This window comes from Streptomyces sp. NPDC006655 (assembly GCF_040703965.1).
In the GTDB taxonomy this organism is placed as follows: domain Bacteria; phylum Actinomycetota; class Actinomycetes; order Streptomycetales; family Streptomycetaceae; genus Streptomyces.
Window position 1 is genome coordinate 147,221 of sequence record NZ_JBEYJU010000001.1, and the last position, 23,439, is coordinate 170,659.

Below are 23,439 nucleotides of genomic sequence, written 5' to 3' on the forward strand. Positions count from 1 at the left end.
GGGCCCGGGTTCCTGTTTCGCGGGCGTCCGGGGGCCCGGCGGAGCGTGGTGGTGGAAGTGACGTCACTTCCGGGTGCGTTCGTCAGGTGGGCGGGAGGAGCGTCGGCTCTCCCAACTCCGCCCGGTAGTGCGCGTACGCGGTGCGCAGGCGGTCGCCCGGCCAGTCGGGTGGGAGGAGGTCCGGGGGCAGGACCGGGTCCGTCAGCAGATGGCGGACCGCGGCCGCGAAGACCGTGAAGCGGGCCGGCGGGAGAGGGGACTCGGCCGTCCGGACCAGAAGGGCTCGGGCCTTGGCGGACCAGGTCGTCAACGGCCAGAGCGCGGACGCCAGTTCGGCCGCCGGGCGGGACGGGCGGGACGTGTACGACTCGGCGATCTCCAGGAGGTCGGCCGGCAGGGCCCGCGCCAGGTTCGCCGGGCGCAGCCAGACCCCCTCGCGGAGCTCGGCGAGCCGGAGAGCGGTCAACCGGGTGCGCAGGTCGGCCCGTTCGGCGGGCCCGCGGCCGGTGGCCGTGATGACCAGCATCTCCCAGTCGCCGTCCCACGCGCGCGTGCGTGGCCGTACCGCCTCGTCCTGGCGGCGCTGCCGGGCCAGCAGCCGGTCACTGAGGCCGTAGACGGCGTCGTCGGTCCGGCGGAGGTCACCTGAGGCCGTCATGCGACTGAGGGCGGCCCTGAGCGTCGAGCCGCCGATCCCGAAGGGCTCGACGAGCCGCACCAGGTCCTTCACCGGCAGCTGCGGGGGGTGCATGCCCAGCAGCAGGCTCAGCACGACCGACCGGGCGGACAGGGGCCGCAGGTCGGCCTCGACGGGCTCGGCGGACACGTTCATGTGCATGGTCACGTACTGTACGGGCGACCCCATGTTGCATCATTGCTACGACCGCAGATGAAGTGCAACATGAAGCCATGGACTCCACCGCCGCGCTTCCGCAGCCACAGCCCACCGCCGCCACCGCCGCCACCCACGACGTCACCAACCAGGCGCCGCCGCTCGCGCCCTACGACGCCTCCGACGACCCGGTCCTCCTCGAAGGGCTCCGCCGGGAGGGTGCCGGGTGGGCCGAGGAGGGGATCCGGCGGCTCGGGGCACGGGCCGGGAGCGCGGAGGCCCAGGAGTGGGGTGAGCTGGCCAACCGGTACGAGCCGGAGCTGCGCACCCACGACCGGTACGGCCACCGCGTCGACGAGGTCGACTTCCACCCCGCCTGGCACCACCTGATGCGGGTGGCGGTGGCCGAGGGGCTGGCGGGGGCGGCCTGGGCGGACGACCGTCCCGGCGCCCACGTCGCGCGGACCGCGGGCGGGCTGGTGTGGGGACACACCGAATCCGGCCATGGTTGTCCGACGTCGATGACCTATGCCGCCGTTCCCGCACTGCGCGCGCAGCCGGAGCTGGCCAAGGTCTACGAACCGCTGCTGACCAGCAGGGTCTACGAGCCCGGCCTGCGGGTGCCGACGGACAAGCCCGGGTTGCTCGCGGGCATGGGCATGACCGAGAAGCAGGGCGGTTCGGACGTACGGACGAACACCACGACGGCCGCCCCCACGTCCGAGCCCGGCGTCTACACGCTGCGCGGCCACAAGTGGTTCACCTCGGCCCCGATGTGCGACGTCTTCCTGGTGCTGGCGCAGGCCCCGGGCGGACTGTCGTGCTTCCTGGTGCCGCGGGTGCTGCCGGACGGGAGCCGCAACACGTTCCGCATCCAGCGGCTGAAGGACAAGCTGGGCAACCGGTCCAACGCGTCCTCGGAGCCCGAGTTCGACGGGACCGTGGCCTGGTCGGTCGGTCCGGAGGGACGGGGGGTGAAGACCATCATCGAGATGGTCAACTGCACCCGGCTGGACTGCGTGATGAACTCGGCGACCCTGATGCGCAAGACGCTGGTGGAGGCCGGTCACCATGTCCGGCACCGCGGCGCGTTCGGGGCACGGCTCGTCGACCAGCCGCTGATGCGCAACGTACTGGCCGACCTGGCGCTGGAGTCGGAGGCGGCGACCACCCTGACGCTGCGTCTCGCGGGGGCCGCGGACCGCGCGGTGCGCGGGGACGAGGAGGAGCGGGCGTTCCGCCGGATCGCGACCGCCGTCGGCAAGTACTGGGTCACCAAGCGCGGCCCTGCCTTCACGGCGGAGGCCCTGGAGTGCCTGGGCGGCAACGGGTACGTCGAGGACTCCGGCATGCCCCGGCACTACCGGGAGGCTCCGCTGCTGTCGATCTGGGAGGGTTCCGGGAACGTCAACGCGCTCGACGTGCTGCGGGCTCTCTCCCGCGAACCCGGCGCCGCCGACGCCTTCTTCGGCGAACTCGCCCACGCGCGCGGGGCGGACGCCCGACTGGACGCCGCGGTCGCCCGGCTGAGGACCGGATCGGCGGAAACCGACCAGGCTGGCGCCCGCCGCCTGGTCGAGCGGATGGCGCTGGCCCTGCAGGCCTCGCTGCTGGTCCGGTACGCCCCCGCGGCCGTCGCCGACGCCTTCTGCGCGACCCGGCTCGGCGGCGACTGGGGGTACGCGTTCGGCACCCTGCCGGCCGGGGCCGGACTCGACCCGATCCTGGAGCGGGCGCTGCCCGGCGCGAACTGACCCCTCCGGGCGTGCCGGTGGCCGGTGACCGCCGACGGATCGCACACAGTCGTCGTCCGATTCCGCATTGTTGTCAGTGCCGTGGTGCAGACTCCGGAACAGGTGGTACTCGCCTGGGGAGGACAACGTGTTCACGGGGATAGACGAGGTCGACTGGACCTCGCTGCGGCACGCCTACGGCAGCGCGGCGGACGTGCCCGGCCTGCTGCGCCGACTGGCCTCGCCGGACGCGGCCGATCGGGAGGCCGCGCTCGACGGGTTGTACGGCTCGGTGCACCACCGGGGGAACGTGTACGACTCGACGCTGGCCTGTGTCCCGTTCCTGTGCGCGCTCGCGGCCCGCCCGGAGGTGCGGGACCGGGGCGCCATAGTGGAACTGCTGGTCAGCATCGGCTCGGAGAGCGCCGGCAGCCGGGCCCGGGCCGCCGTACGCGCGCGTGCCGAGGTGTTCGTGCCGCTCGCCGACGATCCGTGCCCCGGGGTGCGGCGGGCGGCGGCCGACGCGCTGGTCCGGTTCCTGGACGAACCGGCTCGGGTCCTGGAGGTGCTCGGCCGGCGGGTCAGGTCCGAGAGCGACGAACAGGTGCTGCGGGCGCTGGCCGAGGCCCTCGGCCTGTTCGTGGTGCGCCATCCGGCGCAGGCGGCCGGGGCACTGGACCTGCTGGCCGCGCAGAGCGAGCCGCCCTACGCCCCGGGGACACGGCTCGCCGCACTGGGGCAGCTGGCGCTCCGCGCGCCGCAGCGGCTGCCCGCCGATCCGGTCCCGACCGCGGTCCGGCTGCTACGGGAGCGGACCGAGCGTAGGTCGTCCGGTACGGACCGGGCGGAGACGGACACGCTCGTCGGCCGGATACGGCGGCTGCGGCCGTCGGACGAGGAGGGTGCGTCCCTGCTGCGCACCCTGCACCGGGCCCTGGACGACCGGGTGACCGGCCGGATCGACCTGCTCGTAGGCCAGTTGAGCAGCCCGGGGGCGATGGACCGGTGCAACGCGGTGCGGATGTCGGCCGAGCTGTTCCGTGCGTGGCGGGCGGACTTCACGGCCCCCGTCTCCCTGATCGGCGCTCAGCTGCGTTGCGTGGAGGACCAGTTGCGGGACGCGGCCGTCTCGGTGCTCGCCGAACTCTTCGGGCTGGCCACGCCCGCGGCCGACGAGCTGCACTCGCTGGTGACGGTGCGTCCCGACCTGTGGGTGCGGACCTGGGAGCGGGGCAGACCCTCGCTGGGCGGCCCCCTCAAGGCCCTGGCCAGGAGCGGCGATCCGCGCGCGGTGCCGGCCCTGGCCCAGTTACTGGCGGGGCCGGTGGTGCCCGCCGGTCTGGGTTTCGAGGTGGTTCACCTGGGCCGGGCGGCCGCTCCGCTCGCCCCGGCGCTGCGGCACCGGCTCGGCCGTGTCCCGCTGGACGCACCGGACGCCGCCGAGCGGGCCGCCCCGATGCTGGCGGCGGTCACCGCGCTGGCGGACACCGCGGCGGTGCCCGAGGTGCTGCGGCTGCTGCGCGGCGCACCTGACGGGCTGGGGGCGCGGGAGGCCCTGGTCGGGCAGGCGGTGGGGGCACTGGACGCGCTGGGGAGCGCCGCGCGGGCGGCGGTGCCGGTGCTGCGCGGGCTGCTCAGCACCCGGCACGCGGCGGGGGCGGCGGGGGCCTTGTGGGCGGCGGAGGGCGACGCCGATGCCGTGCTCCCGGTTCTGATGCGGGAATTGGCGCTCGGCCGCGGTCGCGGGGTCAGGACCGCTGCCGAGCAGTTGGGCCGGCTGGGCCCCGTCGCCCGGGACGCGCTGCCCGCGCTGCGTGCGCTGGCCGCGTCCGGCCGGGTGCGGGAGCGGACGGGGGCGGCATGGGCCCTGTGGCGGATCGGCGGCGACCCGGAACCGGTGCTGCCGGTGTTCCGGGCCGCCTGGTCGGAGAACCCGTACACACGCCGCACGATCGCCGGGTGCCTGGCGGCGATGGGTCCGGCCGGTGCCCCGCTGCACGACCTGGTGACGGCCGAACTCGCCACCGCTCGGCGGCACACGGCACGGCCGGGCGGCTACGGAAGTCACGACATCGCCCAGGACGAGCGCCTTCTCGTCCATTGCCGGACGGCGCTGAGGAGCTTCTGACCGGGGGCACGGTGGCGCGTGGGTCTCAGCCGGTCGTCCGGCCCCACTGTGGCCCGAGCCGCGACCACTCGGCGTCCCAGCGGTCCATTCGGCGCCGCTCCAGCCGGCTTCGCGCCACCAGTCCGGCGACGAACGGCACGGCCGCCGCGCTCAGCCCGACCAGGCCGCCGATCAGCGCGGAGCGCAGGTGTGCCTCGGCGGCGGTGGCGGGCCGGGTGACGAGGTGGCCCTGCGGATCCGTCCAGACGGTCACCGGGGTGCCCGCCCTGCTGCCCGCCGGGACACGGGCCTGGCCGGTGTGCACCGAGCCGTCGTCGACGCTCCAGCCCACTCTCGCCCAGACCCGTTCACCGCCCAAGGCCCCGGACCCGGAACCGGACTTGGACCCGGACCCGGACTCGGAGGCGGATCTGCCGGGTGCCTTCTCCACGACGTGGGCCACGACCGGGTGCCATTCGACGCGCTCGCGGGCCAGTCCGCCCTCCACCGACCGGGCCGCCGCCAGCCCGGCGAGCACCCCGGCCAGGAGGGTGAACAGCCAGGCGCCGAGCAGCACCCAGGCCTCCAGCGTGTCGGCGCGACGCTTCAGCGGATTGCGCCGCCAGCGCCACAGCCAGACCTTCGGACCACGGAACGCCTTCAAGGGCATCCTCCTCACGCGCGCACGGACAGCCCGGACCGCCCTCCCATACGGCAGAGGCCGCCTTGTTGCTCACGGCTGCTCACGGCGAACCTCCGAGTCGACGGTCGCACGACCGGCCCCGCTCGCGCAGGCGTCTTCCGGAACGCGTTCCGCCGACCTGTTCGACCGATCGACACGACGGCTCCGACCTGCGACGACACGATCCCGCGGGGGACTGTCAGTGGGCGGGTGCAGACTGGCCGACATGTGAGGACTGGCTGTGACGAAGACGTCATGGAGGTGATCGGCATGACCGAGGTACTGCTCGCCGTGGGCACCCGCAAGGGTCTGTTCCTGGGGCGGCGGCGAGGTGGCACCTGGGACTTCGACGAGAGTCCCTACTTCAACGCGCAGGCGATCTACTCGGTCGCCATCGACAACCGGGGCGGCAGGACCCGGTTGCTGGCGGGGGGCGACAGCGCGCACTGGGGGCCCTCGGTCTTCCACTCCGACGACCTGGGCCGCACCTGGACCGAACCGGCCCGGCCCGCCGTGCGGTTCCCCAAGGACACCGGCGCCTCCCTGGAGCGGGTGTGGCAGCTGCACCCGGCCGCCGCCGAGCCGGACGTGGTGTACGCGGGCACGGAACCGGCCGCGCTGTACCGCTCCGAGGACCGCGGGGAGAGCTTCGACCTGGTCCGGCCGCTGTGGGAGCACCCGACGCGTGACAAGTGGGTGCCGGGCGGCGGCGGTGAGGGCCTGCACACCGTGCTCACCGACCGCCGGGACCCGCGGGCGGTGACGGTCGCCGTCTCGACGGCGGGCGTGTTCCGCACCACCGACGGCGGTGCGAGCTGGGCACCGTCCAACTCCGGTGTCTCCGCGGTGTTCCTGCCCGATCCCCACCCGGAGTTCGGACAGTGCGTGCACAAGATCGCCCAGGACGCGGGCAGCCCGGACCGGCTGTACCTGCAGAACCACTGGGGGGTGTACCGGAGCGACGACGCCGGAGCGCACTGGACCGACATCGGTGCGGGCCTGCCCTCCACCTTCGGGTTCGCGGCCGCCGCCCACCCGCACCGCGCGCGGACGGCGTACGTCTTCCCGATCAACGCGGACGCCGACCGGGTGCCCGCCCGCCGCCGCTGCCGGGTCTTCCGCACGACCGACGCCGGCAGCACCTGGGAGCCGCTGTCGGCGGGGCTGCCCACCGACGACCACTACGGCACGGTACTGCGCGACGCTCTCTGCACGGACGACGCGGACCCGGCCGGGGTGTACTTCGGCAATCGCAACGGCGAGGTGTTCGCGTCGGCCGACGACGGCGACAGCTGGCGGCAGTTGGCCGCCCATCTCCCGGACGTGCTGTGCGTACGGGCCGCGGTGGTCGGCTGAGGCCGGCGGGCGACGGAAAAGCGGGGTTCCGGCGCGGGCCGCGGGCTCCCGTCCTCGGCGGTGGTCTCGCCGTGACGTCGCCCGTGCGGCCGCGCACCCGGCGTGCGGATCTGTAGCACCCGGCGTGCGGATCTGTAGCATCCGGCGCATGGACGTGGCGACAGGAGCACTGCCCAGAGGGCTCGGGCTGGTGGAACGGGTGGTCCGGGGGGAGCTCGACAGCCGGGGCGGCCCCGGGGTGGTCCGGCTGGCGGAGGAGAGCGGGCTGGACAAGGGGCAGGCGTCGCGACTGCTGCGGGATCTGGTCGGCACCGGGACGCTCGCCCGGGACGGCCACGAGTTCCGTGCCGGGGCCGACCTGCTGGCCGTCGCGGCCGAGGCCGGCCCCTGGGGGGTGGAGAGCCGGGCGCTGCTGCGGGAGCTGGTGGTCCGGTTCGGGGCGTGTGCGTACGTGGACGTGCTCTGTGGGGCGATGGTGCTCTCGGTGCGGGCCGAGCTGGCGGCCTGGGCCGAGTTCTCCTGGGCGCGCGCGGGACGCCTGACACCGGTGTGGTGCACCGGGGCGGGCCGGGCGCTGCTCTTCGACCACGCGCGCGAGGAGGCCGCCCGGCTCCTCGGCGGCGAGGACTTCATCGGGGCGGGCGGCCCCTACGCGCCGCGGACCGTGGACGACCTGCTGGCGCGGGTCGCCGCGGACGCCGGGCGCGGGGTCGCGGTCTGCGAGAGCGAGTACGACGAGGACGTGCTGGAGGTGGCCGCCCCGGTACGGGACGTACGCGGGGACGTGGTGGCGGCGGTCAGCGCGGTCGTGCCGCACGCGGCGGCCAGGGACGACCGGGGCGAGATCGTCGCAGCCATCGGTGAGGCGGCGACGCGACTGGCCGCCCTGCTCCGCTGAGCCGGGTCCGGTCTCCGCTGAGCCGGGCCCGGACGATCAGGCCTCGTCCGTCGAGCGCAGGGCGGCGGTCAGCCAGGCGCTCCAGCGGACCACCGACTCCGCGCAGGCCGCGGTCGCCGGCTCGAGACGACGGCGCGGGCCGACGACCTGCACGGCGGCGACGATCTCCCCGCGGAAGTCCCTGACCGGAGCGGCGAGCGAGTACAGGCCGGGCTCGGCCTCCTGGTCGACGACCGAGTAGCCCCGCTCGCGGGCCGCGGCCAGCCGGGCCAGGAAGTCGTCCAGGTCGGCCGGGGTGTTGGGGCCGTGCCGGACGAAGGCGGTGCGGGCGAGGACGGCGGCGACCTCCGCGGGGCCCGCGTCGAACAGCAGCGCCTGTCCGGCGTCGCTGCAGTAGGCGGGATAGGCGCGGCCCACCCACGAGACGAACGAGGACAGTGCCGGCGGCATCGATTCGAGGATCGTCACCGAACTGGCGCCCCGCAGGACCCCCAGGTACGCGCACTCCCCCGTGTCGGCGGCGATGCCCTCCAGTGCGGTGCGGCCGTCCCGGCGCAGGCGTGCCTCGGTGATCTGCTGGGCGCGCGCGTACAGCTCCCAGGCGACGGAGTAGCGCAGCGAAGCGGGATCACGGCGCAGGAACCGGGCCGCCTCCAGGCTCCGCAGGATCCGGGAGACCTGGCTGCGTTCGCGGCCCAGCAGCGCCGCGACCTCGGCGGCGGTGTGACCGCGCGGGTCCTGCGACGGGTGCTGGGCGAAGAGGCGTAGTACGGCCAGGCCGCGTCTCAGGCTGCTGTCGGTGGTCATCGCGGGCCGAGCATAGCGCCGGGTCGTGGCGGTGCCGCGGGCGATCATTGCGCGGACATTGCAGGTTCATTGCAAGGTACGTGCAGGATGAGCAACTGGACTTGTCTATTTCGCATCCACGGATAGTCTCCAGCCATCCCTCGCATTTCAGGCTCATCAGGAGTTCGCCTTGTCCGCTCTGCGCCCGCTAGTACTCCTCGGCTCCGCGACGCTGCTCCTGGCGGGCTGTGCCGACCCCTCGGACCCGGCCGGCGCCTCCTCCGGCACGGCGTCCGGCACCTCCTCCGCCTCCGCGTCCGCCGCGCCGATCGCGAGGAACGCCGCGCTCGCCGCCAAGGTCCCGGCCGCGCTGCGGACGAGCGGGATCACGGTCGCCAGTGACGTCAGCTACCCGCCGATGGACTTCTTCGCCTCCGACAACAAGACGGTCGTCGGCGCCGAGGCGGACCTCGACAAGGCCCTCGGCACCGTCCTCGGCGTCAAGGTCACCATCGTGAACGTGCCCTTCGACTCGATCCTGCCGGGGCTCCAGTCGGGCAAGTACCAGCTCGGCGTCTCCTCCTTCACGGACACCGCCGAGCGGGAGAAGGTCGTCGACTTCGTCACCTACTTCGACGCGGGCACGTCCCTGCTGGTCCCCGCCGGGAACCCCAAGGCGCTCAAGCCCGGGGGCGACGCGCTGTGCGGCCGTGCCGTCGCCGTGGCGAAGGGGTCGACGCAGGCGCTCGTGGACCTGCCGGCCCGCGCCAGGACCTGCAAGACCCCGATCAAGGTCAGCACCTTCCCGGACGGCACCGGGGTGAACCTCGCGGTGACCAGCGGCCGCGCCGACGCCGCCCTGGCCGACTCCCCGGTCGCCGCGTACGCGGCCAAGCAGTCCGGAGGCAAGCTGGAGGTCACCGGGGACTCGTACGGCAACGCGCCCTTCGGCATCGCCGTGCCGAAGAACAGTCAGCTGACCGGGCTGCTCAAGTCGGCTCTGGAGGACCTCAAGGCGAGCGGCGGTTACCAGCAGATCCTCGCCAAGTGGGGCCTCGCGTCCGGCGCGCTGGACTCGTTCAAGGTCAACGCGGCCTCATGACCGAGGAGTTGCCGCTCTACCGCCGCCGCAGGCCGGGCCAGTGGGCGTTGACCCTCGTGGTGGTGCTCCTGGCCGCGAGCCTGGTCCAGTCGCTGATCACCAACCCCCGCTTCGGCTGGCACACGGTCGGCGCCTGGCTGTTCAGCCGGACCGTGACGACGGGCCTGCTGACCACCCTGGAGCTCACGGCCGCGGCCATGGCGATCGGGCTCGTGCTCGGCATCGCGCTGGCGCTCATGCGACTGTCGGACAACCCCGTCGCGCGGGCCGTGAGCTGGGCGTACATCTGGCTCTTCCGGGGCACCCCGCTCCTGGTCCAGCTGCTGTTCTGGGGCTTCATATCCGCGCTGTACCCGACGCTGTCCCTGCACCTGCCCCTCCTGCCGGCGATCGGCGGCGTCCCCGCGAACTCCGTCGTCACGACCTTCGCCGCGGCCCTGCTGGGTCTCGGCCTGAACGAGGCCGCCTATCTCGCCGAGATCATCCGCGCCGGGATCGTCTCGGTCGACCCCGGGCAGCTGGAGGCGGCGGACGCGCTGGGCCTGTCCCGGGCCAGGACGCTGCGCCGGATCGTCCTGCCCCAGGCGATGCGGGTGATCATCCCGCCGGTCGGCAACGAGACCATCTCCATGCTCAAGACGACCTCCCTGGTGAGCGTGCTGGCCTACGCGGAACTGCTCTACTCCGTGCAGATCGTGTACGCCCGCACCTACCAGACGATCCCGCTGCTGATCGTCGCCAGCGTCTGGTACCTGGCCGTCACGACCCTGCTCAACATCGGCCAGCACTACCTGGAACGGCACTTCGCGAAGGGCGGCAGCCGATGATGATCGAGGCCACCGGTGTCCGCAAGTCCTTCGCGGGGCGGGAGGTGCTGCGCGGAATCGACCTCTCCGTACCGCGCGGGACGGTCACCTGCGTGATCGGGCCCTCCGGTTCGGGGAAGTCCACGTTCCTGCGGTGCGTGAACCGTCTGGAACGGCCCGACGGCGGCCGGATCCTGGTCGACGGCGAACCGATCGGGTACGAGCCGTACCGGGACGGGCTGCGCGAGCTGCGCCGCCGCGACCTGGCCCGGCAGCGCCGCGACATCGGCATGGTCTTCCAGCGCTTCCACCTCTTCCCGCACCTGACGGCCCTCGCCAACGTCGTCGAGGGACCGGTGGGCGCGGGCCGCCCTCGCGCCGAGGCGACCGGCGAGGCGCTGGCGCTCCTGGACCGGGTCGGTCTCGCCGACCGGCGCGACGCCTACCCGGCCCAGCTCTCCGGCGGCCAGCAGCAACGGGTCGCCATCGCCCGCGCCCTGGCCATGCGGCCGAAGCTCATGCTGTTCGACGAGCCGACCTCCGCCCTCGACCCGGAACTGGTCGGCGAGGTGCTGGACGTCATGCGCGGCCTCGCCGCCGACGGCATGACGATGCTCGTCGTCACCCACGAACTGGGCTTCGCCCGCGAGGTCGCCGACGAGGTCGTCTTCTTCGACGACGGCCGGATCCTGGAGTCCGGAGCGCCCACCCGCGTCCTGACCGCCCCCGAACACCCCCGAACCCGCGACTTCGTGACGAGAGTGCTGTGACGACCTTCCGCGACGCCCTGGCCGCCGGACCCCTCGTCCTGGACGGCGGCATGTCCAACGAACTGGAGGCCCAGGGCCACGACCTGAGCGGCACCCTCTGGTCCGCCCGCCTGCTCCGCGACGACCCCGACGCGATCGCGGCCGTCCACCGCGCCTACTTCGCGGCGGGCGCACAGGTCGCCATCACGGCCGGCTACCAGGCCACCTACGACGGATTCGCCCGGCTCGGCATCTCCCGCGCCGAGACCACGGCGCTGCTGAAACGCAGCGTGTCCCTGGCCCGCGAGGCCGCCGAGGCCGCCGAGGCCGCCGAGGCCGCCGAGGCCGCCGAGGCCGCCGAGAGCACCCTGGGCGAGTCCCCGCGGAGGCGCTGGGTCGCGGCGTCCGTGGGGCCGTACGGCGCGATGCTGGCCGACGGCTCGGAATACCGGGGCGACTACGGCCTCAGCGTGGCCGAGCTGACCCGATTCCACCGCCCCAGGCTGGAGGCGCTGGCCGAGGCCGCCCCCGACGTCTTCGCCGTCGAGACCGTCCCGGACCTGCGGGAGGCCGAGGCCGTGCTGATCGCCCTGGACGGCCTGGGCATCCCGGCGTGGCTGTCGTACAGCATCCGCGGGACGACCACCAGCGCGGGTCAGCCGCTGGCCGAGGCCTTCGCCCTGGCCCGGAGCAGCGACGCCGTCGTCGCCACGGGGGTGAACTGCGCCCCTGCCGCCGACGCGACCGCCGCACTGGCCCTGGTCGGCGGAGTGCCCGGCGTCGTCTACCCGAACGGTGGCGGCGTCTGGGACGCCGCCACCCGGAGCTGGCTGGGCGCCCAGGACGAGATCGCGGACCTGGCACCGGCCTGGCTGCGCGCCGGAGCGTTGCTCGTCGGCGGCTGCTGTCGGGTCGGCCCCGCCGAGATCGCGGAACTGGCCGCCCGCCTCCGCCCTTCGACAGCGGACCGCTGAGCGACCCCCGAGGTCCCACCACCGACCCCCGACCACACAGGCGTACTCCGTACCCGCACCACCCGCAAGGAACGCCCACCATGTCCCAGCCCGACACCCTCCCGGTCGTCGACCTCTCCGCCCCCGACCGTGACGCGCTCCACCGGGCCGCTCGCGACGTCGGCTTCTTCCAACTGGTCGGACACGGCGTCACCGCCGCCGAGCAGGCCCGGCTGCTCGGTACCGCCCGCGCCTTCTTCGCCCTGTCCGAGGCCGACCGGCACGCGGTCGACAACCTCAACTCGCCCCACTTCCGCGGCTACACGAGGATCGGCAACGAGCACACGCAGGGACGCCGCGACTGGCGCGACCAACTGGACATCAGCAACGAACTGCCCGCCCGCGTGCCGGCCCCGGGCGAGCCGCCCTACTGGTGGCTGGAGGGCCCGAACCAGTGGCCCGCGGCTCTGCCGGTGCTACGGGAGGTCTCCCTGGCGTGGATGGCCCGGCTCAGCGCGGTCGCCCACCGGCTGCTGCACGAGCTGCTCGCCGCCGTCGGCGGTCCCGAGGACTTCTACGACGACGCCTTCTCCGGCCACCCGCGCAACCACCTCAAGCTGGTCCGCTACCCGGGGCGGGCCCCCGAGGGGGACGACCAGGGTGTCGGCGTCCACAAGGACTACGGCTTCCTGACCCTGCTCCTGACCGACGAGGTGCCCGGACTCCAGGTGGAGACGCCGGACGGACAGGGCTTCATCGACGTGCCGTACCTACCGGGGGCGTTCGTGGTGAACCTGGGCGAGTTGCTGGAGGTCGCGACGAACGGCTACCTGAAGGCGACGAACCACCGTGTCGTCTCGCCTCCGGGGGCACGCGAGCGTTTCTCCGCGCCGTTCTTCTACAACCCCCGCCTGGACGCCCGGATCGCGCCGCTCCCCTTCCCCGGCGCGGCGGACGCGCGGGGCGTGACGGAGGACCCGGACAACCCGCTGTTCGCGGAGTTCGGCTGGAACGAACTCAAGGGCTGGGTACGCGCCCACCCCGCCGTGGTGCGCAAGCACCATCCGGAGCTGACGGTCGTGTGACGGCCCACGGCGCACAGCCCACAGCCCACAGCCCACGGCTCATGGCAGGCGCCACTCCACCGGCTGTGCCCCCTGCCGCGCCAGCAGCTCGTTGGCCCGGCTGAACGGACGCGAGCCGAAGAAGCCCCGGTCCGCCGACATTGGGGAGGGGTGGGCCGACTCGATCGCCGGGAGGTCCCCGAGCAGCGGCCGCAGATTGCGCGCGTCACGCCCCCACAGGATGGACACCAGGGGCTTGCCGCGCCCCGCCAGCGCCCGGATCGCCTGCTCGGTGACCTCTTCCCAGCCCTTGCCCCGGTGCGCACCAGGACTGCGGGGGGCCGTCGTCAGCGCCCTGTTGAGCAACAGCACCCCCTGCCGGGTCCACGGCGTCAGATCACCGTTGGACGGCCTGGGCAGACCCAGGTCCGTGTTCATCTCCCGGAAGATGTTCTCCAGGCTCCCCGGCAGCGAACGGACTTCCGGCGCCACCGCGAAACTCAGTCCGACGGCCATCCCCGGGGTGGGATAGGGATCCTGGCCGACGATCAGGACGCGCACGTCGTCGAAGGGCTGCTGGAACGCCCGCAGGACGTTCGCCCCGGACGGGAGATACGTCCGGCCGGCCGCTATCTCCGCCCGCAGGAAGTCCCCCATCGCGGCGATCCGTCCGGCCACCGGGTCCAGGGCCTTCGCCCAGCCGGCCTCTACAAGTTCGTGCAACGGTCGTGGTGCCACAGCGCGTCACCCTACTGGCACACACCGGCGGCACGCACATACGGAGAGCCTCCGCCCCCGGACGCCGCCCGCGGGGTTACCCTTCCTCCCCGTCGAGCTCGTCGCCCCGGTCCCGCAACTCGCGCCGCCGGTAACGGAGACGGAGGGGAGAGCCCCGTGCCGCCAGTGATCCTCCGGGAGCCGGACACCGGCCGACGGGTGGCCCGGTGCATGCCGTGACCGGCGCCCGGCCCGAGAGAGGGCTCTCCGGGTTCCTCGCGGTCGATTCCGGTGGCTCCGGGCTGCGGGCCGTCGTCGGTGTACCGGGGCGGCAGCCGTCGGCACCACGGGAGTCGCGGGCTCCGGTGCGGACGGGGGCCCGGGGCATCGACCCGGAGCATCTCCTGGAGCAACTCCTGCCCATGGCACGGGCGGCGGCCGACGAGTACGGCCTGGACCGGGTGACCGCGGTCGTCGTGGGCGCCGCCGGGCTGGCCACCCTCGGGGACGCCCTGCGGGCCGAACTGCCCGGCGCACTGGCCCGGGAGCTCGGCGCGCGGACGGTCGCGCTGGCCGCCGACGCGGTGACGGCCTACGTCGGCGCCCTCGGTCCGCGCCCGGGCGCGGTGGTCGCCGCGGGCACCGGTCTGATCGCGATCGGTACCGATCTGGACGGCTGGCGGCGGGCGGACGGCTGGGGTCACCTGCTCGGCGACTGCGGCGGCGGGGCCTGGATCGGCCGGGCCGGGCTGGAAGCGGCGCTGCGCGCCTTCGACGGGCGCCGGGGCGGCTCGGCCGCGCTGCGGGCCCGCGCCGAGGAGCGGTTCGGGCCGCTGCCCGGCCTGCCCGGTCTGCTCTACCCGCGCGCCGACCGGCCCGCCGTGCTGGCCTCCTTCGCGCCGCAGGTCGCGCACTGCGCGGCGGACGACCCGGTCGCGGCCGGGATCCTGCGGGCGGCGGCCCGGCACCTGGCCGAGTCGGCCGCCGCCGTGTGCCCCATGGCCGGTGCACCCCTGATCGCCGTCACCGGTGGCCTGTTGCGGCTCGGGGACCCCCTGCTCGCACCGCTCGCCGCGGAGTTGGCCGAACTGGTGCCGCACGCCCGGCGGGTTGCCGCGGAGGGCGATCCGCTGCACGGAGCGGTACGCGTCGCGAGTGACCTGGTCACCGGACGGCTCACCCTGCCGGGTGATGATCGGCTGTTCTCCGTGGTCCACACAAAAGCGGATTGATCAGACCGCAATCTGAAGTGTCCGGCAGATGGTGGGATCACGGCCGAACCATGCGTAACTCATCAGACAAAACCGGACGGATACCGCTCACCTGCACCCTCCCCGAACAGGGGAGCCCAGATTGCCAGTAACATGCGGCGCCATGAGCTCCCCCACTGGGCCCGCCGGCCTGCCAGTACGAATGCCGCGCCCCCGCCAGCCCGGACGGCACCGCCGTCCCGAGCCGCTGGTCGCTCCTCAGGACGCGCCCGCGCTCGTCCTCGCGGTGCCCGGTACGCCCAGCGCGGCCACGCGCGGACTCGCCGAGGAGGTCGTGAGCATCGCCCGTTCCGAGCTGCCCGGCCTGGACGCCCGGATCGGGTACCTGGACGGGGAGGACGCGGAGTTCCCCACCCTCCAGTCGGTGCTCGCCCGTGCCGCCGAGGAGCGCACCGCGCGCTACGAGCAGGCCGTCGCGGCCGGCGTCGAGGGCATAAAGGCGCCGGACGGCCCGGTCGCCGTCGTCGTGCCCCTGCTGGCCGGTCCGGACGGTTCGCTGCTGCGCCAGGTCCGCCAGGCCGTGATGGAGAGCCGGGTCGCCGCGGACCTGACCGATGTGCTCGGTCCGCACCCGCTGCTCGCCGAGGCCCTGCACGTGCGTCTGTCGGAGGCCGGTCTGGCCCGCGCCGACCGGGCCCGGCTGTTCACCGTGGCGACGGCCGCGGACGGCATCATCCTGGCGTCGGTGGGCGGCGACGAGGCGGTGCAGGCAGCCGGGATCACCGGCATGCTGCTCGCCGCGCGCCTCGCCGTGCCGGTGATGGCCGCCGCGCTGGACCAGGAGGGCTCGATCGCCTCGGTCGCCGAGCAGCTGCGGGGTTCCGGTTCGCAGCAGCTGGCGCTCGCGCCGTACCTGATCGGCCCCGAGATCGACGCGGCGCTGCTGGCCGCCGCCGCGGAGGAGGCCGGTTGCGCCACCGCCGAGCCGCTGGGGGCGTATCCGGCGATCGGCAAGCTGGCGCTGGCCAAGTACACGACGGCGCTGGGGATCGCTCCGCAGCAGCCGCAGGGGGCGCCGGTCCGCTGACGCGGCCGCGCTTCGGACGGGGTCCCTTCCCGGGGGCCTTTCCCGGGGCCCCGTCGGTTCCCGGGGGCCCCGTCGGTTCCCGGGGGCCCCGTCGGTTGTTCCGCGGGGTGGCACGGTCCGGTCCCGGCCGCGGGCCGGTGGGGGTCGTTCGCGCAGTTCCCCACGGTCCGAGGGGCGCTCCCGGGCGACCTCAGTCGAAGACGACGCAGGACGGTGCCGGGATCTCCACCTGGCCGTCGTAGCGGGGTACGCCCGTCTCCTCGTCGACGGTGAACCAGGTGATGTTCCCCGAGCGTTCGTTCGCCGCGTACAGGTGGCCGTCGGACTCGGCGAGCGCCCGGGGCCAGTGGCCCCCGCAGGGGACCGCCGCCGTCAGGTGCAGGCGGTCCCCCTCGACCGCGAACGTCGTCAGGACGTCCTCGCCGCGGGTCGCCGTCCACAGGAAGCGGCCGTCGGACGAGACCGCGATGCCGGACGGGTAGGCGTCCCCGGCGGGGGCGCCGGGCAGTACCGGCGTCTCGCTGAGCGGCCGCAGTGACCCGGTGGCGGCGTCCCACCGGCAGACCGTGACGGTCGGGGTGAGTTCGTTGACGACGTAGGCGTACCGGCCGTCGGGGTGGAAGGCCAGGTGGCGGGGGCCCGAGCCGGGGCGCAGCGCGAACTCGCGGTGCAGCACGGGGACGCCGTCCACCACGGTGCAGACGCGCACCGAGTCGGTGCCCAGGTCGACGCTGACCACCCAGCGACCGCTGGGGTCGGGCTGCACCTGGTGGGCGTGCGGGGCGCGCTGGCGCCGCTCGTGCGGGCCGGAGCCGGTGTGCTGGAGCACCCCGGAGGCGGCGCCGGCCGGCGTGCCGTCGGGGCGGACCGGGACGGCGCTGACGCTGCCCGAGCCGTAGTTGGCGGTCAGCACGTGGCCGTCGAAGACGCTGAGGTGGGTGGGGCCGCTGGCGTCGACCGGCACCGGCGGCCCGGCGAGGCGCGGCTTGTCGTCGTGGACGTGGTACGCGGCCACCGCGCCGTCCGCGGTCTCGCTGACCGCGTACAGGGTGCGCCCGCCCGGGGCGAGCGCGAGATACGACGGGTCGGGCACCCCGTCGACGCTCTCCAGGAGGGCCAGGGCGCCGCTGTGCGGGTGGACGGCGGCCGTGACGACCCCGGGCCCGCCCGCCGCCGTGAACGACCCGATGAACGCCCTGCGCCGCCTGCCGCCGTCTGCCACCGCTGTCCCCTCTCGCTACGGTCTCGATACGGGCCGGTACGAGTCGGTACGGGCCGGTCCGGGGCCGACGGTAGCAGTTCGCGGTCTAGACCAAGGGGCGGGGCACGTCTCAGGCGCCGACCAGGGGGGAGCCCGGGGGCGTCCGCAGGGGCTCGGCGAGGTCGACCAGCGCCCGCTCCAGACCGTGCAGATGGGCGAGGGCGGGTTCCGTGGGCGGCTCGGCGGGGGCGGTGATGTGCTCCGAACCCCTGGTGAGGGCTTCCACGGCGGCCTCGACCCGCCAGCAGGCGGCGGCCAGCCGGGCGTCGTGGGAGGCCTCCGGGTCGCCGGCGACGGCGACCAGGCCGCGGACCTCCCGCGCGCACTCGTCCAGGAGCGCGAGGACCCGGCGGGCGCGGCGCTTGCGGCCGGACATCGGGTTGAGGGGGTGCACGAGCGGGGCGACCGAGAGCCGTACCCGGCCGAGCAGCTGTTCCAGTTCGGCCACCCGGGGCGCCGGGTCGGCGGCGGTGGCGCCGGCCAGCCGGGCGGCGGCCTCGGCCGTGCAGGCGTGCACACAGCGCAGGGCGCGCCTGATCCAGGCGTCGGTGGTGAGGTGGGTGGTGACCGGCAGCACGAACAGCACGGCGAGTACGGCGCCGAGTGCGCCCACCGCGGTCTCGGCCAGGCGCAGCGCCAGCAGGTCCGGGGTGAGGACGCCGAGCAGGCCGTAGAGCAGTGCGGCGAGGAAGGTCACCCACAGCATCATCCACGTGTAGGAGACGGCGGCCGTGTAGAAGACGCCGAAGACGGCGACGCCGACGAGCACGGCGGTGGGGACCGGGGCGCCGTGCACGGGGGCGGCGGCCAACAGGCCCAGGGCGATGCCGATGACCGTGCCGAGGACCCGGCGGAAGCCCCGTACCAGCGTCTCACCGCGTGAGGCGGTGTTGACGAAGATCCACCAGGTGGCGCCCACCGCCCAGTACCAGCGCTGGCCGGACACCAGCTGGCCGACGACCAGCGCGAAACCCGCGCCCGCGGTCGCCTGCACGGCCTGCCGGGTGGTCACCCGGGCCAGGCCGGTGCCGGCGGGCGGGGCGGGCACGGGCGGCGCCGTGGGCAGTCGCCGTTCGTAGCACCACAGGCCGAAGCGGACGGCGGCGGCGCAGAGCACGGACAGCAGGACGGCGGCAGACAGTTCCGGCAGCTGGACGGGGGTGGCGTGCAGGAACTGCGCCACGAAGTAGGTCATGAAGGCGAACACGCCGAGGCTGTGACCGCGCGGCCCCCAGCGACGTGCGTACACACCGGCGCCGACCACGGCGAGGAAGACCAGGTCCCGGGCGACCGGTACGCCGTGCAGTCCGGCCGCGACCGCGAGGACCGGCAGGCCCACGACGGGCAGCAGCACCGTGGTGACGGCCTGCCCGCGAACGGTGGGGTCGGTGACCGTGAACAGGGCGAGCAGTGCGGTGAGACCGCCGGTGACGGCGCCCATGAGGGAATGCCCGGCCAGGGCGCAGACCACGACGGCGAGCCCGATGCCGAGCACGGCCCGCGCGGCGAAGCGCAGTCGCACCCGCCCCGGGTCAGGAGCCGTGAACACCCTCTTCAGCACTGATTCCCCTCCCACGGGCGGCATGGAAATGGCGCCGCGGGGACCCGCAGCGCCATCGACACGAACATGAGAGCACTGCGGGGGCAGCTGGCTCAAGTGAGGCCGAATTCACTGTGCCATCGGTCCGGCGAAGAGGCGGTCGCAAGCGTGACTGTGAGGCCATTGGCCCAGCTCGGCGCGGGCGCGACGTGAGCCATTGGTACAGTCGGCATTGGTACAGTCGTAGCTGATGACCGTGGACGAGCTGGACACCCGCATTCTGCGGCTGCTGCTGGAGCAGCCGCGTACCAGCGTGCGCGAGTACGCCCGGATCCTCGGTGTCGCCCGGGGCACCCTGCAGGCCCGGCTGGACCGGCTGGAGCGGGACGGTGTGATCACCGGGACCGGACCCGTGCTCTCCCCCGCCGCGCTCGGCCATCCGGTGCTGGCGTTCGTGCACATCGAGGTCACCCAGGGACATCTGGACGACGTGGGGGAAGCGCTGGCCGCCGTGCCGGAGATCGTGGAGGCGTTCTCGATCACGGGCGGCGGGGATCTGCTGACCCGGGTGGTGGCGCGGGACAACGCGCATCTGGAGGACGTGATCCAGAAGCTGATCAGCCTGCCGGGCGTGGTGCGCACCCGGACCGAGGTGGCGCTGCGCGAACGCGTCCCGCACCGGCTGCTGCCCCTGGTGGAGTCGATCGGCCGGGCGGCGCGGGGATGACGGCATCCTGACCCCATGAGCGACCTCGGCACCCTCTCGGTCATCTTCGATCTCGACGGCACACTCGTGGACAGCGAGCCGAACTACTTCGAGGCGACCCGGCAGACGCTGGCCGCGCACGGCGTCCTGGACTTCACCTGGGCCGAGCACGAGAAGCTCGTGGGCATCAGCACGCTGGAGACGGTGGACCTGCTGCGGGAACGCCACGGGCTGCGGCCTCCGGTGTCCGAGTTGCTCGCGGAGACGAACCGGCGCTACCTGGAGCTGGCCAGGACCCGCACCCGCGCGTACCCGCAGATGCGGCGGTTGGTGGAGCTGCTGGCGGCCGCGGGCGTCCCGCTGGCGGTGGCCTCGGGCTCCTCCCCCGAGGCGATCGGGGCGATCCTGGCCGGCACCGGTCTGGACGCCCATCTGCGTACGGCCGTCTCGGCCGACGAGGTCCCGCGCGGCAAACCGGCCCCGGACGTCTTCCTGGAGGCGGCCCGCCGGCTCGGGGCCGCCCCGGCCGACTGCGTGGTCCTGGAGGACGCGGCCCCGGGCGCGGCGGCGGCCCACGCCGCCGGGATGCGCTGCATCGCGATCCCGTACGTCGCCGCCCACGCCGACCGGTTCACAACGGCCGACCTGCTGCTGCGCGGCGGGCAGGCGGACTTCACGGCCGACGCGGTCTACGACTGGCTGACCACGCCCTCGACGCGCCTCCCCGGCGCGTCCGCCTGAGCCGTCCCCCTGACGCCTCCCGGCTGGGGCGAGCCGACGGACGGTCACCCGGAAGGATCCATACCGCCCCCGTTCGCTCCGCCGGTCGTGCGATGACCCGAATGACTGCATAGCGTGTCCGCATGACCACGACCTGGGCAGAACCACAGCCGCCGGCCACCGAAGACCGGCGCTGGAAGGCGCTCGGGGTCTGTCTGACGGCGGGCTTCATCTCGCTGCTCGACACCTCGATCGTGAACGTCGCGCTGCCCTCCATGGAACACGGGCTGGGTGCCACGGAGGCCGCCCAGGCCTGGGTGGTCTCCGGATACTCCCTCACCTTCGGGCTGGCCCTCGTCCCGGCGGGCCGGCTCGGTGACATGCGCGGCCGCCGCCAGGCGTTCCTCGTCGGCCTCGCGGTCTTCACCGTGGCGTCGGCGGCCTGCGGACTCGCGGCGAGCCCGGACTGGCTGGTGGTGTTCCGGCTGATCCAGGGCGCGGCGGCGGGTATGGTCGCCCCGCAGACCTCGGGGCTGATCCAGCAGATGTTCCAGGGCGGCGAAAGGGCCAGGGCCTTCGGGCTGCTCGGCAGTGTCATCGGGGTGTCGACGGCGGTGGGCCCGCTGGCCGGCGGTGTGATCATCAACGCTGTCGGCACCGGCGACGGCTGGCGCTGGGTGTTCTTCGTCAACCTGCCCATCGGGGTGGTCGCGCTGGTCGCGGGGCTGCGGCTGCTGCCGCGGTTCCCCGCCGTCGGCAAGCAGGAGGAGTTCGACCCGGTCGGGGTGCTGCTCCTCGGCTCCGGAGTACTCGCCCTGATGCTGCCGCTGGTGCAGGAGCAGCAGTGGACCGGGCGGCAGAAGTGGGCGCTGCTGCCGCTGGGCGCGCTGCTGCTGGGCCTGTTCTGGACGTGGGAGCGGCGACAGGGCCGGTTCGGCCGGGCACCGCTGGTCGATCTGAACCTGTTCTCGTTGCGGTCCTTCACCCTCGGCGCGCTGGTCAGCCTGACCTACTTCGCGGGCTTCACCACCGTCTTCTTCGTGCTCGCCCTGTACCTGCAGAACGCGGCGGGATACAGCGCGCTGGCCGCCGGCGTCACGGTGCTGCCGTTCGCGGCGTCCTCGGCGGTCGGTGCCGCGCTCGGCGGCCGGATGGTGGTACGGCACGGGCGCAAGCTGGTCGTCCTCGGCCTCACCGGGGTGGCGCTGGGGCTGCTCGGTATTCTCGCGGTGGTGCGGACCGTGCCGTCGGACAGCCTGGGGTGGGCGGCCGTGCTGCCGATGATCGTCGGCGGGATCGGCTCCGGCATCACGGTCTCCCCCAACACCACGCTCACGCTCATGCGGGTCCCGGTGCGGCGGGCCGGCGCCGCCGGCGGGGTGCTGCAGACCGGCCAGCGCGTCGGCTCGGCGGCCGGGATCGCCGTCGTGGGCTCCGTGTACTTCGCGCATCTGGCCAACCACGGGTCGGCCGTCGAGGCGCTCCAGTACGGCCTGCTGACGTCCGTGGGACTCATCCTGCTGGCGCTCTGCCTGGCGGCCGCCGACCTGCGGGAACGGACGAAGGCACCGCAGGGCCCGGAACCGCGAGACGTGGCACCGCAGAACCTGGCACCGCAGGACCTGGCACCGGTGGACCTGGGACCGGTGGAACGGACCGGGCGTGGGCCCGAGGCCCGACCCTCGTCATGACCGGCGGCGGGGCTTGGCGCGTTTCGCGGGCTTGGCGGACTGGGCGCGCTTGGCTCCGGTGCCCCGCGACCGCGGCGTACCACGGCCGGCCTGCGCCGCCTTGGCCTGCGCGGGCTTCTGCGACCGCTCGGCCCGCTCCGGCTTCTGCTGCTTCTCCGGCGCCTGCTGCCGGCCGCGGCTGCTGTTGACCGTGCGGCCGCGGACGATGCCGATGAAGTCCTCGACCAGGTCGGTGGTGGCCTCCTCCGGCCAGGACAGCGCCACGGTCGACCGGGGGCCGTCGGTGAGCGGCCGGTAGGTGAGGTCCCGGCGGTGGTACAGCCGGGCCAGGGACTGGGGTACCACGAGCAGGCCCACACCGGCGGCGACCAGTTCGACGGCGTCCTCGGTGGTCGCGGGGCGCTCGAAGGCGGGCTCCCCGGGCGGGGCGTCCCAGTCGAACACGTCGTCCAGGGGGTGGCAGAGGACCTCGTCGGCGAGGTCGGCGACGGTGACCTCCTCGGCCGCGGTGATCACGTGGTCCCTGGGGGCGACGACGACGGTGGTCTCGGTGTAGAGGGGGATCGCGCTGAAGAACGTACGGTCCACGGGGAGCCGTACGAAACCGGCGTCCGCGTCGCCCGCGCGCAGCAGGCCGGCCACCTCGGCGGCCGGGGCCTGGTGGAGCGTGAGGGGGACGTCGGGCAGGCGCTCGCTCCAGATCCGTACCCATTTGGCGGGCGTCACGCCGGGGACGTACGCGAGCCGGAACGACGGTGTTTCCTCCGAGCCTGTCACCAGGCAAGGTTAACCGGCCGCGGTCGGGGGCGGTGGACGGCCCGGCACCGGAGCGGCCGGCCACGCGTGGGCGCACTCGGGTCGGCACGCGTGGTCGGCGCTCGCATCCCCGGCCGATACCCTTGACCTCATGAGTTCGCACCAGACCGCCCAGACGATGAAGCCCGCGACCGCGGCGAAGAAGCTGGGCGTGTACCTGCCCGCCACGCCCGCCGCCTTCCAGGAGGGCGTCGTCTCGCGCGCCGAGCTGGACGAGCTCCAGGCGAACCCGCCGCAGTGGCTGCTCGACCTGCGGGCGGACGGGCCGCACCCGCGTCCGGTGGTCGCGGCCAAGCTGGGCGTGTCCATCGCGGGTCTGGCGCGCGGCGGGGTGACGGAGGCGCTGACCACCGAGCAGATCGAGGAGCTCAAGCGCGAGCTGCCCGAGTGGCTGCGCAAGGAGCGCGCCACGCAGGCCGAGGTCCGCAAGGAGGGCGCCCGGCTGAAGAACCTGAAGCGCGAGAAGGAGGCGGGGCGGGGCTGACCTCGGCCGCCCGTTCGGCTCTTCCACGGCCCCGTCCGAGGCGCACCCGCCTCGGACGGGGCCGTTGCCGTGCGGACCTGCGTTTTCCGGTCCGTCGTGGACCGCGGAGCGCGTTGTCAGTGGTGCCCTTTACAGTTC

General features: G+C 74.1%; 22 protein-coding genes. 15 read left to right on the plus strand and 7 right to left on the minus strand.

Annotated features, from left to right (window positions below; translation table 11 throughout):
- Positions 1-82: 82 nt before the first annotated feature.
- Positions 83-838: a PaaX family transcriptional regulator C-terminal domain-containing protein gene (locus AB0958_RS00720; RefSeq protein ID WP_366888093.1), complete on the minus strand. Its 756-nt coding sequence runs from the start codon at positions 836-838 to the stop codon at positions 83-85.
- A gap of 71 nt (positions 839-909) precedes the next feature.
- Here AB0958_RS00720 and AB0958_RS00725 point away from each other — a divergent pair, with 71 nt between their 5' ends.
- Entirely contained in the window at positions 910-2,586 is a 1,677-nt protein-coding gene (locus tag AB0958_RS00725) for a DNA alkylation response protein (RefSeq protein WP_366888094.1), read from the plus strand.
- Positions 2,587-2,713: 127 nt separating this feature from the next.
- Complete coding sequence (locus tag AB0958_RS00730; protein WP_366888095.1) at positions 2,714-4,693, plus strand: HEAT repeat domain-containing protein; 1,980 nt, start codon at positions 2,714-2,716, stop codon at positions 4,691-4,693.
- A gap of 25 nt (positions 4,694-4,718) precedes the next feature.
- On the opposite strand, the gene AB0958_RS00735 is transcribed toward AB0958_RS00730, so the two are convergent.
- The gene (locus tag AB0958_RS00735; RefSeq protein ID WP_366888096.1) at positions 4,719-5,342 is read right to left on the minus strand and encodes a hypothetical protein; all 624 of its coding nucleotides are present in this window, start codon (positions 5,340-5,342) and stop codon (positions 4,719-4,721) included.
- Positions 5,343-5,624: 282 nt separating this feature from the next.
- On the opposite strand from AB0958_RS00735, the gene AB0958_RS00740 reads away from it, so the two are divergent.
- Together AB0958_RS00740 and AB0958_RS00745 are read left to right on the plus strand one after the other, a co-directional pair.
- Positions 5,625-6,710 carry a sialidase family protein gene (locus AB0958_RS00740; RefSeq protein WP_366888097.1) on the plus strand — a complete coding sequence of 362 codons (1,086 nt, stop codon included), beginning with the start codon at positions 5,625-5,627 and terminating at the stop codon, positions 6,708-6,710.
- 148 nt (positions 6,711-6,858) lie between these two features.
- Positions 6,859-7,608, plus strand: coding sequence for an IclR family transcriptional regulator C-terminal domain-containing protein (locus AB0958_RS00745; protein ID WP_366888098.1), 750 nt, complete (start codon positions 6,859-6,861; stop codon positions 7,606-7,608).
- 36 nt (positions 7,609-7,644) lie between these two features.
- Here AB0958_RS00745 and AB0958_RS00750 read toward each other — a convergent pair whose 3' ends face one another.
- Entirely contained in the window at positions 7,645-8,415 is a 771-nt protein-coding gene (locus tag AB0958_RS00750) for an IclR family transcriptional regulator (RefSeq protein ID WP_366888099.1), read from the minus strand.
- A gap of 169 nt (positions 8,416-8,584) precedes the next feature.
- Here AB0958_RS00750 and AB0958_RS00755 point away from each other — a divergent pair, with 169 nt between their 5' ends.
- The 5 genes from AB0958_RS00755 to AB0958_RS00775 all read left to right on the plus strand — a co-directional run bounded on the left by AB0958_RS00755 (position 8,585) and on the right by AB0958_RS00775 (position 13,089).
- Positions 8,585-9,496: an ABC transporter substrate-binding protein gene (locus tag AB0958_RS00755; RefSeq protein ID WP_366888100.1), complete on the plus strand. Its 912-nt coding sequence runs from the start codon at positions 8,585-8,587 to the stop codon at positions 9,494-9,496.
- Positions 9,493-10,323, plus strand: coding sequence for an amino acid ABC transporter permease (locus AB0958_RS00760; RefSeq protein ID WP_366888101.1), 831 nt, complete (start codon positions 9,493-9,495; stop codon positions 10,321-10,323). The genes AB0958_RS00755 and AB0958_RS00760 overlap by 4 nt, the downstream gene beginning before the upstream one ends.
- Positions 10,323-11,072 (plus strand): amino acid ABC transporter ATP-binding protein, encoded by a 750-nt coding sequence (locus AB0958_RS00765; protein ID WP_366888172.1) that lies wholly within the window; start codon positions 10,323-10,325, stop codon positions 11,070-11,072. Before AB0958_RS00760 ends, AB0958_RS00765 begins: the two co-directional genes overlap by 1 nt.
- Positions 11,069-12,025: a homocysteine S-methyltransferase gene (gene mmuM, locus AB0958_RS00770; protein WP_366888102.1), complete on the plus strand. Its 957-nt coding sequence runs from the start codon at positions 11,069-11,071 to the stop codon at positions 12,023-12,025. The genes AB0958_RS00765 and mmuM overlap by 4 nt, the downstream gene beginning before the upstream one ends.
- 80 nt (positions 12,026-12,105) lie before the next feature.
- Positions 12,106-13,089 carry a 2-oxoglutarate and iron-dependent oxygenase domain-containing protein gene (locus AB0958_RS00775; protein WP_366888103.1) on the plus strand — a complete coding sequence of 328 codons (984 nt, stop codon included), beginning with the start codon at positions 12,106-12,108 and terminating at the stop codon, positions 13,087-13,089.
- Between the two features lie 39 nt (positions 13,090-13,128).
- Here the strand turns inward: AB0958_RS00775 and AB0958_RS00780 are convergent, their stop codons facing one another.
- Complete coding sequence (locus AB0958_RS00780) at positions 13,129-13,806, minus strand: uracil-DNA glycosylase (RefSeq protein WP_366888104.1); 678 nt, start codon at positions 13,804-13,806, stop codon at positions 13,129-13,131.
- Positions 13,807-14,021: 215 nt separating this feature from the next.
- Between AB0958_RS00780 and AB0958_RS00785 the strand changes: the two genes are divergently transcribed.
- Positions 14,022-15,017: a BadF/BadG/BcrA/BcrD ATPase family protein gene (locus AB0958_RS00785; protein ID WP_366888173.1), complete on the plus strand. Its 996-nt coding sequence runs from the start codon at positions 14,022-14,024 to the stop codon at positions 15,015-15,017.
- Between the two features lie 142 nt (positions 15,018-15,159).
- Complete coding sequence (locus AB0958_RS00790) at positions 15,160-16,083, plus strand: hypothetical protein (RefSeq protein ID WP_366888105.1); 924 nt, start codon at positions 15,160-15,162, stop codon at positions 16,081-16,083.
- A 190-nt stretch (positions 16,084-16,273) separates the two neighbouring features.
- On the opposite strand, the gene AB0958_RS00795 is transcribed toward AB0958_RS00790, so the two are convergent.
- A complete protein-coding gene (locus AB0958_RS00795) occupies positions 16,274-17,305 on the minus strand; it encodes a lactonase family protein (protein ID WP_366888107.1) in 1,032 nt (343 codons plus the stop codon).
- A gap of 109 nt (positions 17,306-17,414) precedes the next feature.
- Entirely contained in the window at positions 17,415-18,905 is a 1,491-nt protein-coding gene (locus AB0958_RS00800; protein ID WP_366888109.1) for an FUSC family protein, read from the minus strand.
- A 229-nt stretch (positions 18,906-19,134) separates the two neighbouring features.
- On the opposite strand from AB0958_RS00800, the gene AB0958_RS00805 reads away from it, so the two are divergent.
- The 3 genes from AB0958_RS00805 (at position 19,135) to AB0958_RS00815 (ending at position 22,001) form a co-directional block, all read left to right on the plus strand.
- Entirely contained in the window at positions 19,135-19,611 is a 477-nt protein-coding gene (locus AB0958_RS00805) for an Lrp/AsnC family transcriptional regulator (RefSeq protein ID WP_358973378.1), read from the plus strand.
- Positions 19,612-19,626: 15 nt separating this feature from the next.
- The gene (locus tag AB0958_RS00810; RefSeq protein WP_366888110.1) at positions 19,627-20,331 is read left to right on the plus strand and encodes an HAD family phosphatase; all 705 of its coding nucleotides are present in this window, start codon (positions 19,627-19,629) and stop codon (positions 20,329-20,331) included.
- A 122-nt stretch (positions 20,332-20,453) separates the two neighbouring features.
- The gene (locus AB0958_RS00815; protein WP_366888111.1) at positions 20,454-22,001 is read left to right on the plus strand and encodes an MFS transporter; all 1,548 of its coding nucleotides are present in this window, start codon (positions 20,454-20,456) and stop codon (positions 21,999-22,001) included.
- Here the strand turns inward: AB0958_RS00815 and AB0958_RS00820 are convergent.
- A complete protein-coding gene (locus AB0958_RS00820) occupies positions 21,996-22,778 on the minus strand; it encodes a LysR family substrate-binding domain-containing protein (protein WP_366888112.1) in 783 nt (260 codons plus the stop codon). The genes AB0958_RS00815 and AB0958_RS00820 overlap by 6 nt on opposite strands.
- Positions 22,779-22,908: 130 nt before the next feature.
- On the opposite strand from AB0958_RS00820, the gene AB0958_RS00825 reads away from it, so the two are divergent.
- On the plus strand, positions 22,909-23,301 hold the full coding sequence (locus AB0958_RS00825; protein ID WP_360522031.1) for a DUF5997 family protein: 393 nt from the start codon (positions 22,909-22,911) through the stop codon (positions 23,299-23,301).
- Positions 23,302-23,439 lie beyond the last annotated feature (138 nt).

Coding starts and splice junctions, on each gene's coding strand:
- AB0958_RS00720 (WP_366888093.1), bottom strand. CDS start 838: ATGCACATGAACGTGTCCGCCGAGCCCGTCGAGGCCGACCTGCGGCCC.
- AB0958_RS00725 (WP_366888094.1), top strand. CDS start 910: ATGGACTCCACCGCCGCGCTTCCGCAGCCACAGCCCACCGCCGCCACC.
- AB0958_RS00735 (WP_366888096.1), bottom strand. CDS start 5,342: ATGCCCTTGAAGGCGTTCCGTGGTCCGAAGGTCTGGCTGTGGCGCTGG.
- AB0958_RS00740 (WP_366888097.1), top strand. CDS start 5,625: ATGACCGAGGTACTGCTCGCCGTGGGCACCCGCAAGGGTCTGTTCCTG.
- AB0958_RS00745 (WP_366888098.1), top strand. CDS start 6,859: ATGGACGTGGCGACAGGAGCACTGCCCAGAGGGCTCGGGCTGGTGGAA.
- AB0958_RS00750 (WP_366888099.1), bottom strand. CDS start 8,415: ATGACCACCGACAGCAGCCTGAGACGCGGCCTGGCCGTACTACGCCTC.
- AB0958_RS00760 (WP_366888101.1), top strand. CDS start 9,493: ATGACCGAGGAGTTGCCGCTCTACCGCCGCCGCAGGCCGGGCCAGTGG.
- AB0958_RS00765 (WP_366888172.1), top strand. CDS start 10,323: ATGATCGAGGCCACCGGTGTCCGCAAGTCCTTCGCGGGGCGGGAGGTG.
- AB0958_RS00775 (WP_366888103.1), top strand. CDS start 12,106: ATGTCCCAGCCCGACACCCTCCCGGTCGTCGACCTCTCCGCCCCCGAC.
- AB0958_RS00790 (WP_366888105.1), top strand. CDS start 15,160: ATGAGCTCCCCCACTGGGCCCGCCGGCCTGCCAGTACGAATGCCGCGC.
- AB0958_RS00805 (WP_358973378.1), top strand. CDS start 19,135: ATGACCGTGGACGAGCTGGACACCCGCATTCTGCGGCTGCTGCTGGAG.
- AB0958_RS00810 (WP_366888110.1), top strand. CDS start 19,627: ATGAGCGACCTCGGCACCCTCTCGGTCATCTTCGATCTCGACGGCACA.
- AB0958_RS00815 (WP_366888111.1), top strand. CDS start 20,454: ATGACCACGACCTGGGCAGAACCACAGCCGCCGGCCACCGAAGACCGG.
- AB0958_RS00825 (WP_360522031.1), top strand. CDS start 22,909: ATGAGTTCGCACCAGACCGCCCAGACGATGAAGCCCGCGACCGCGGCG.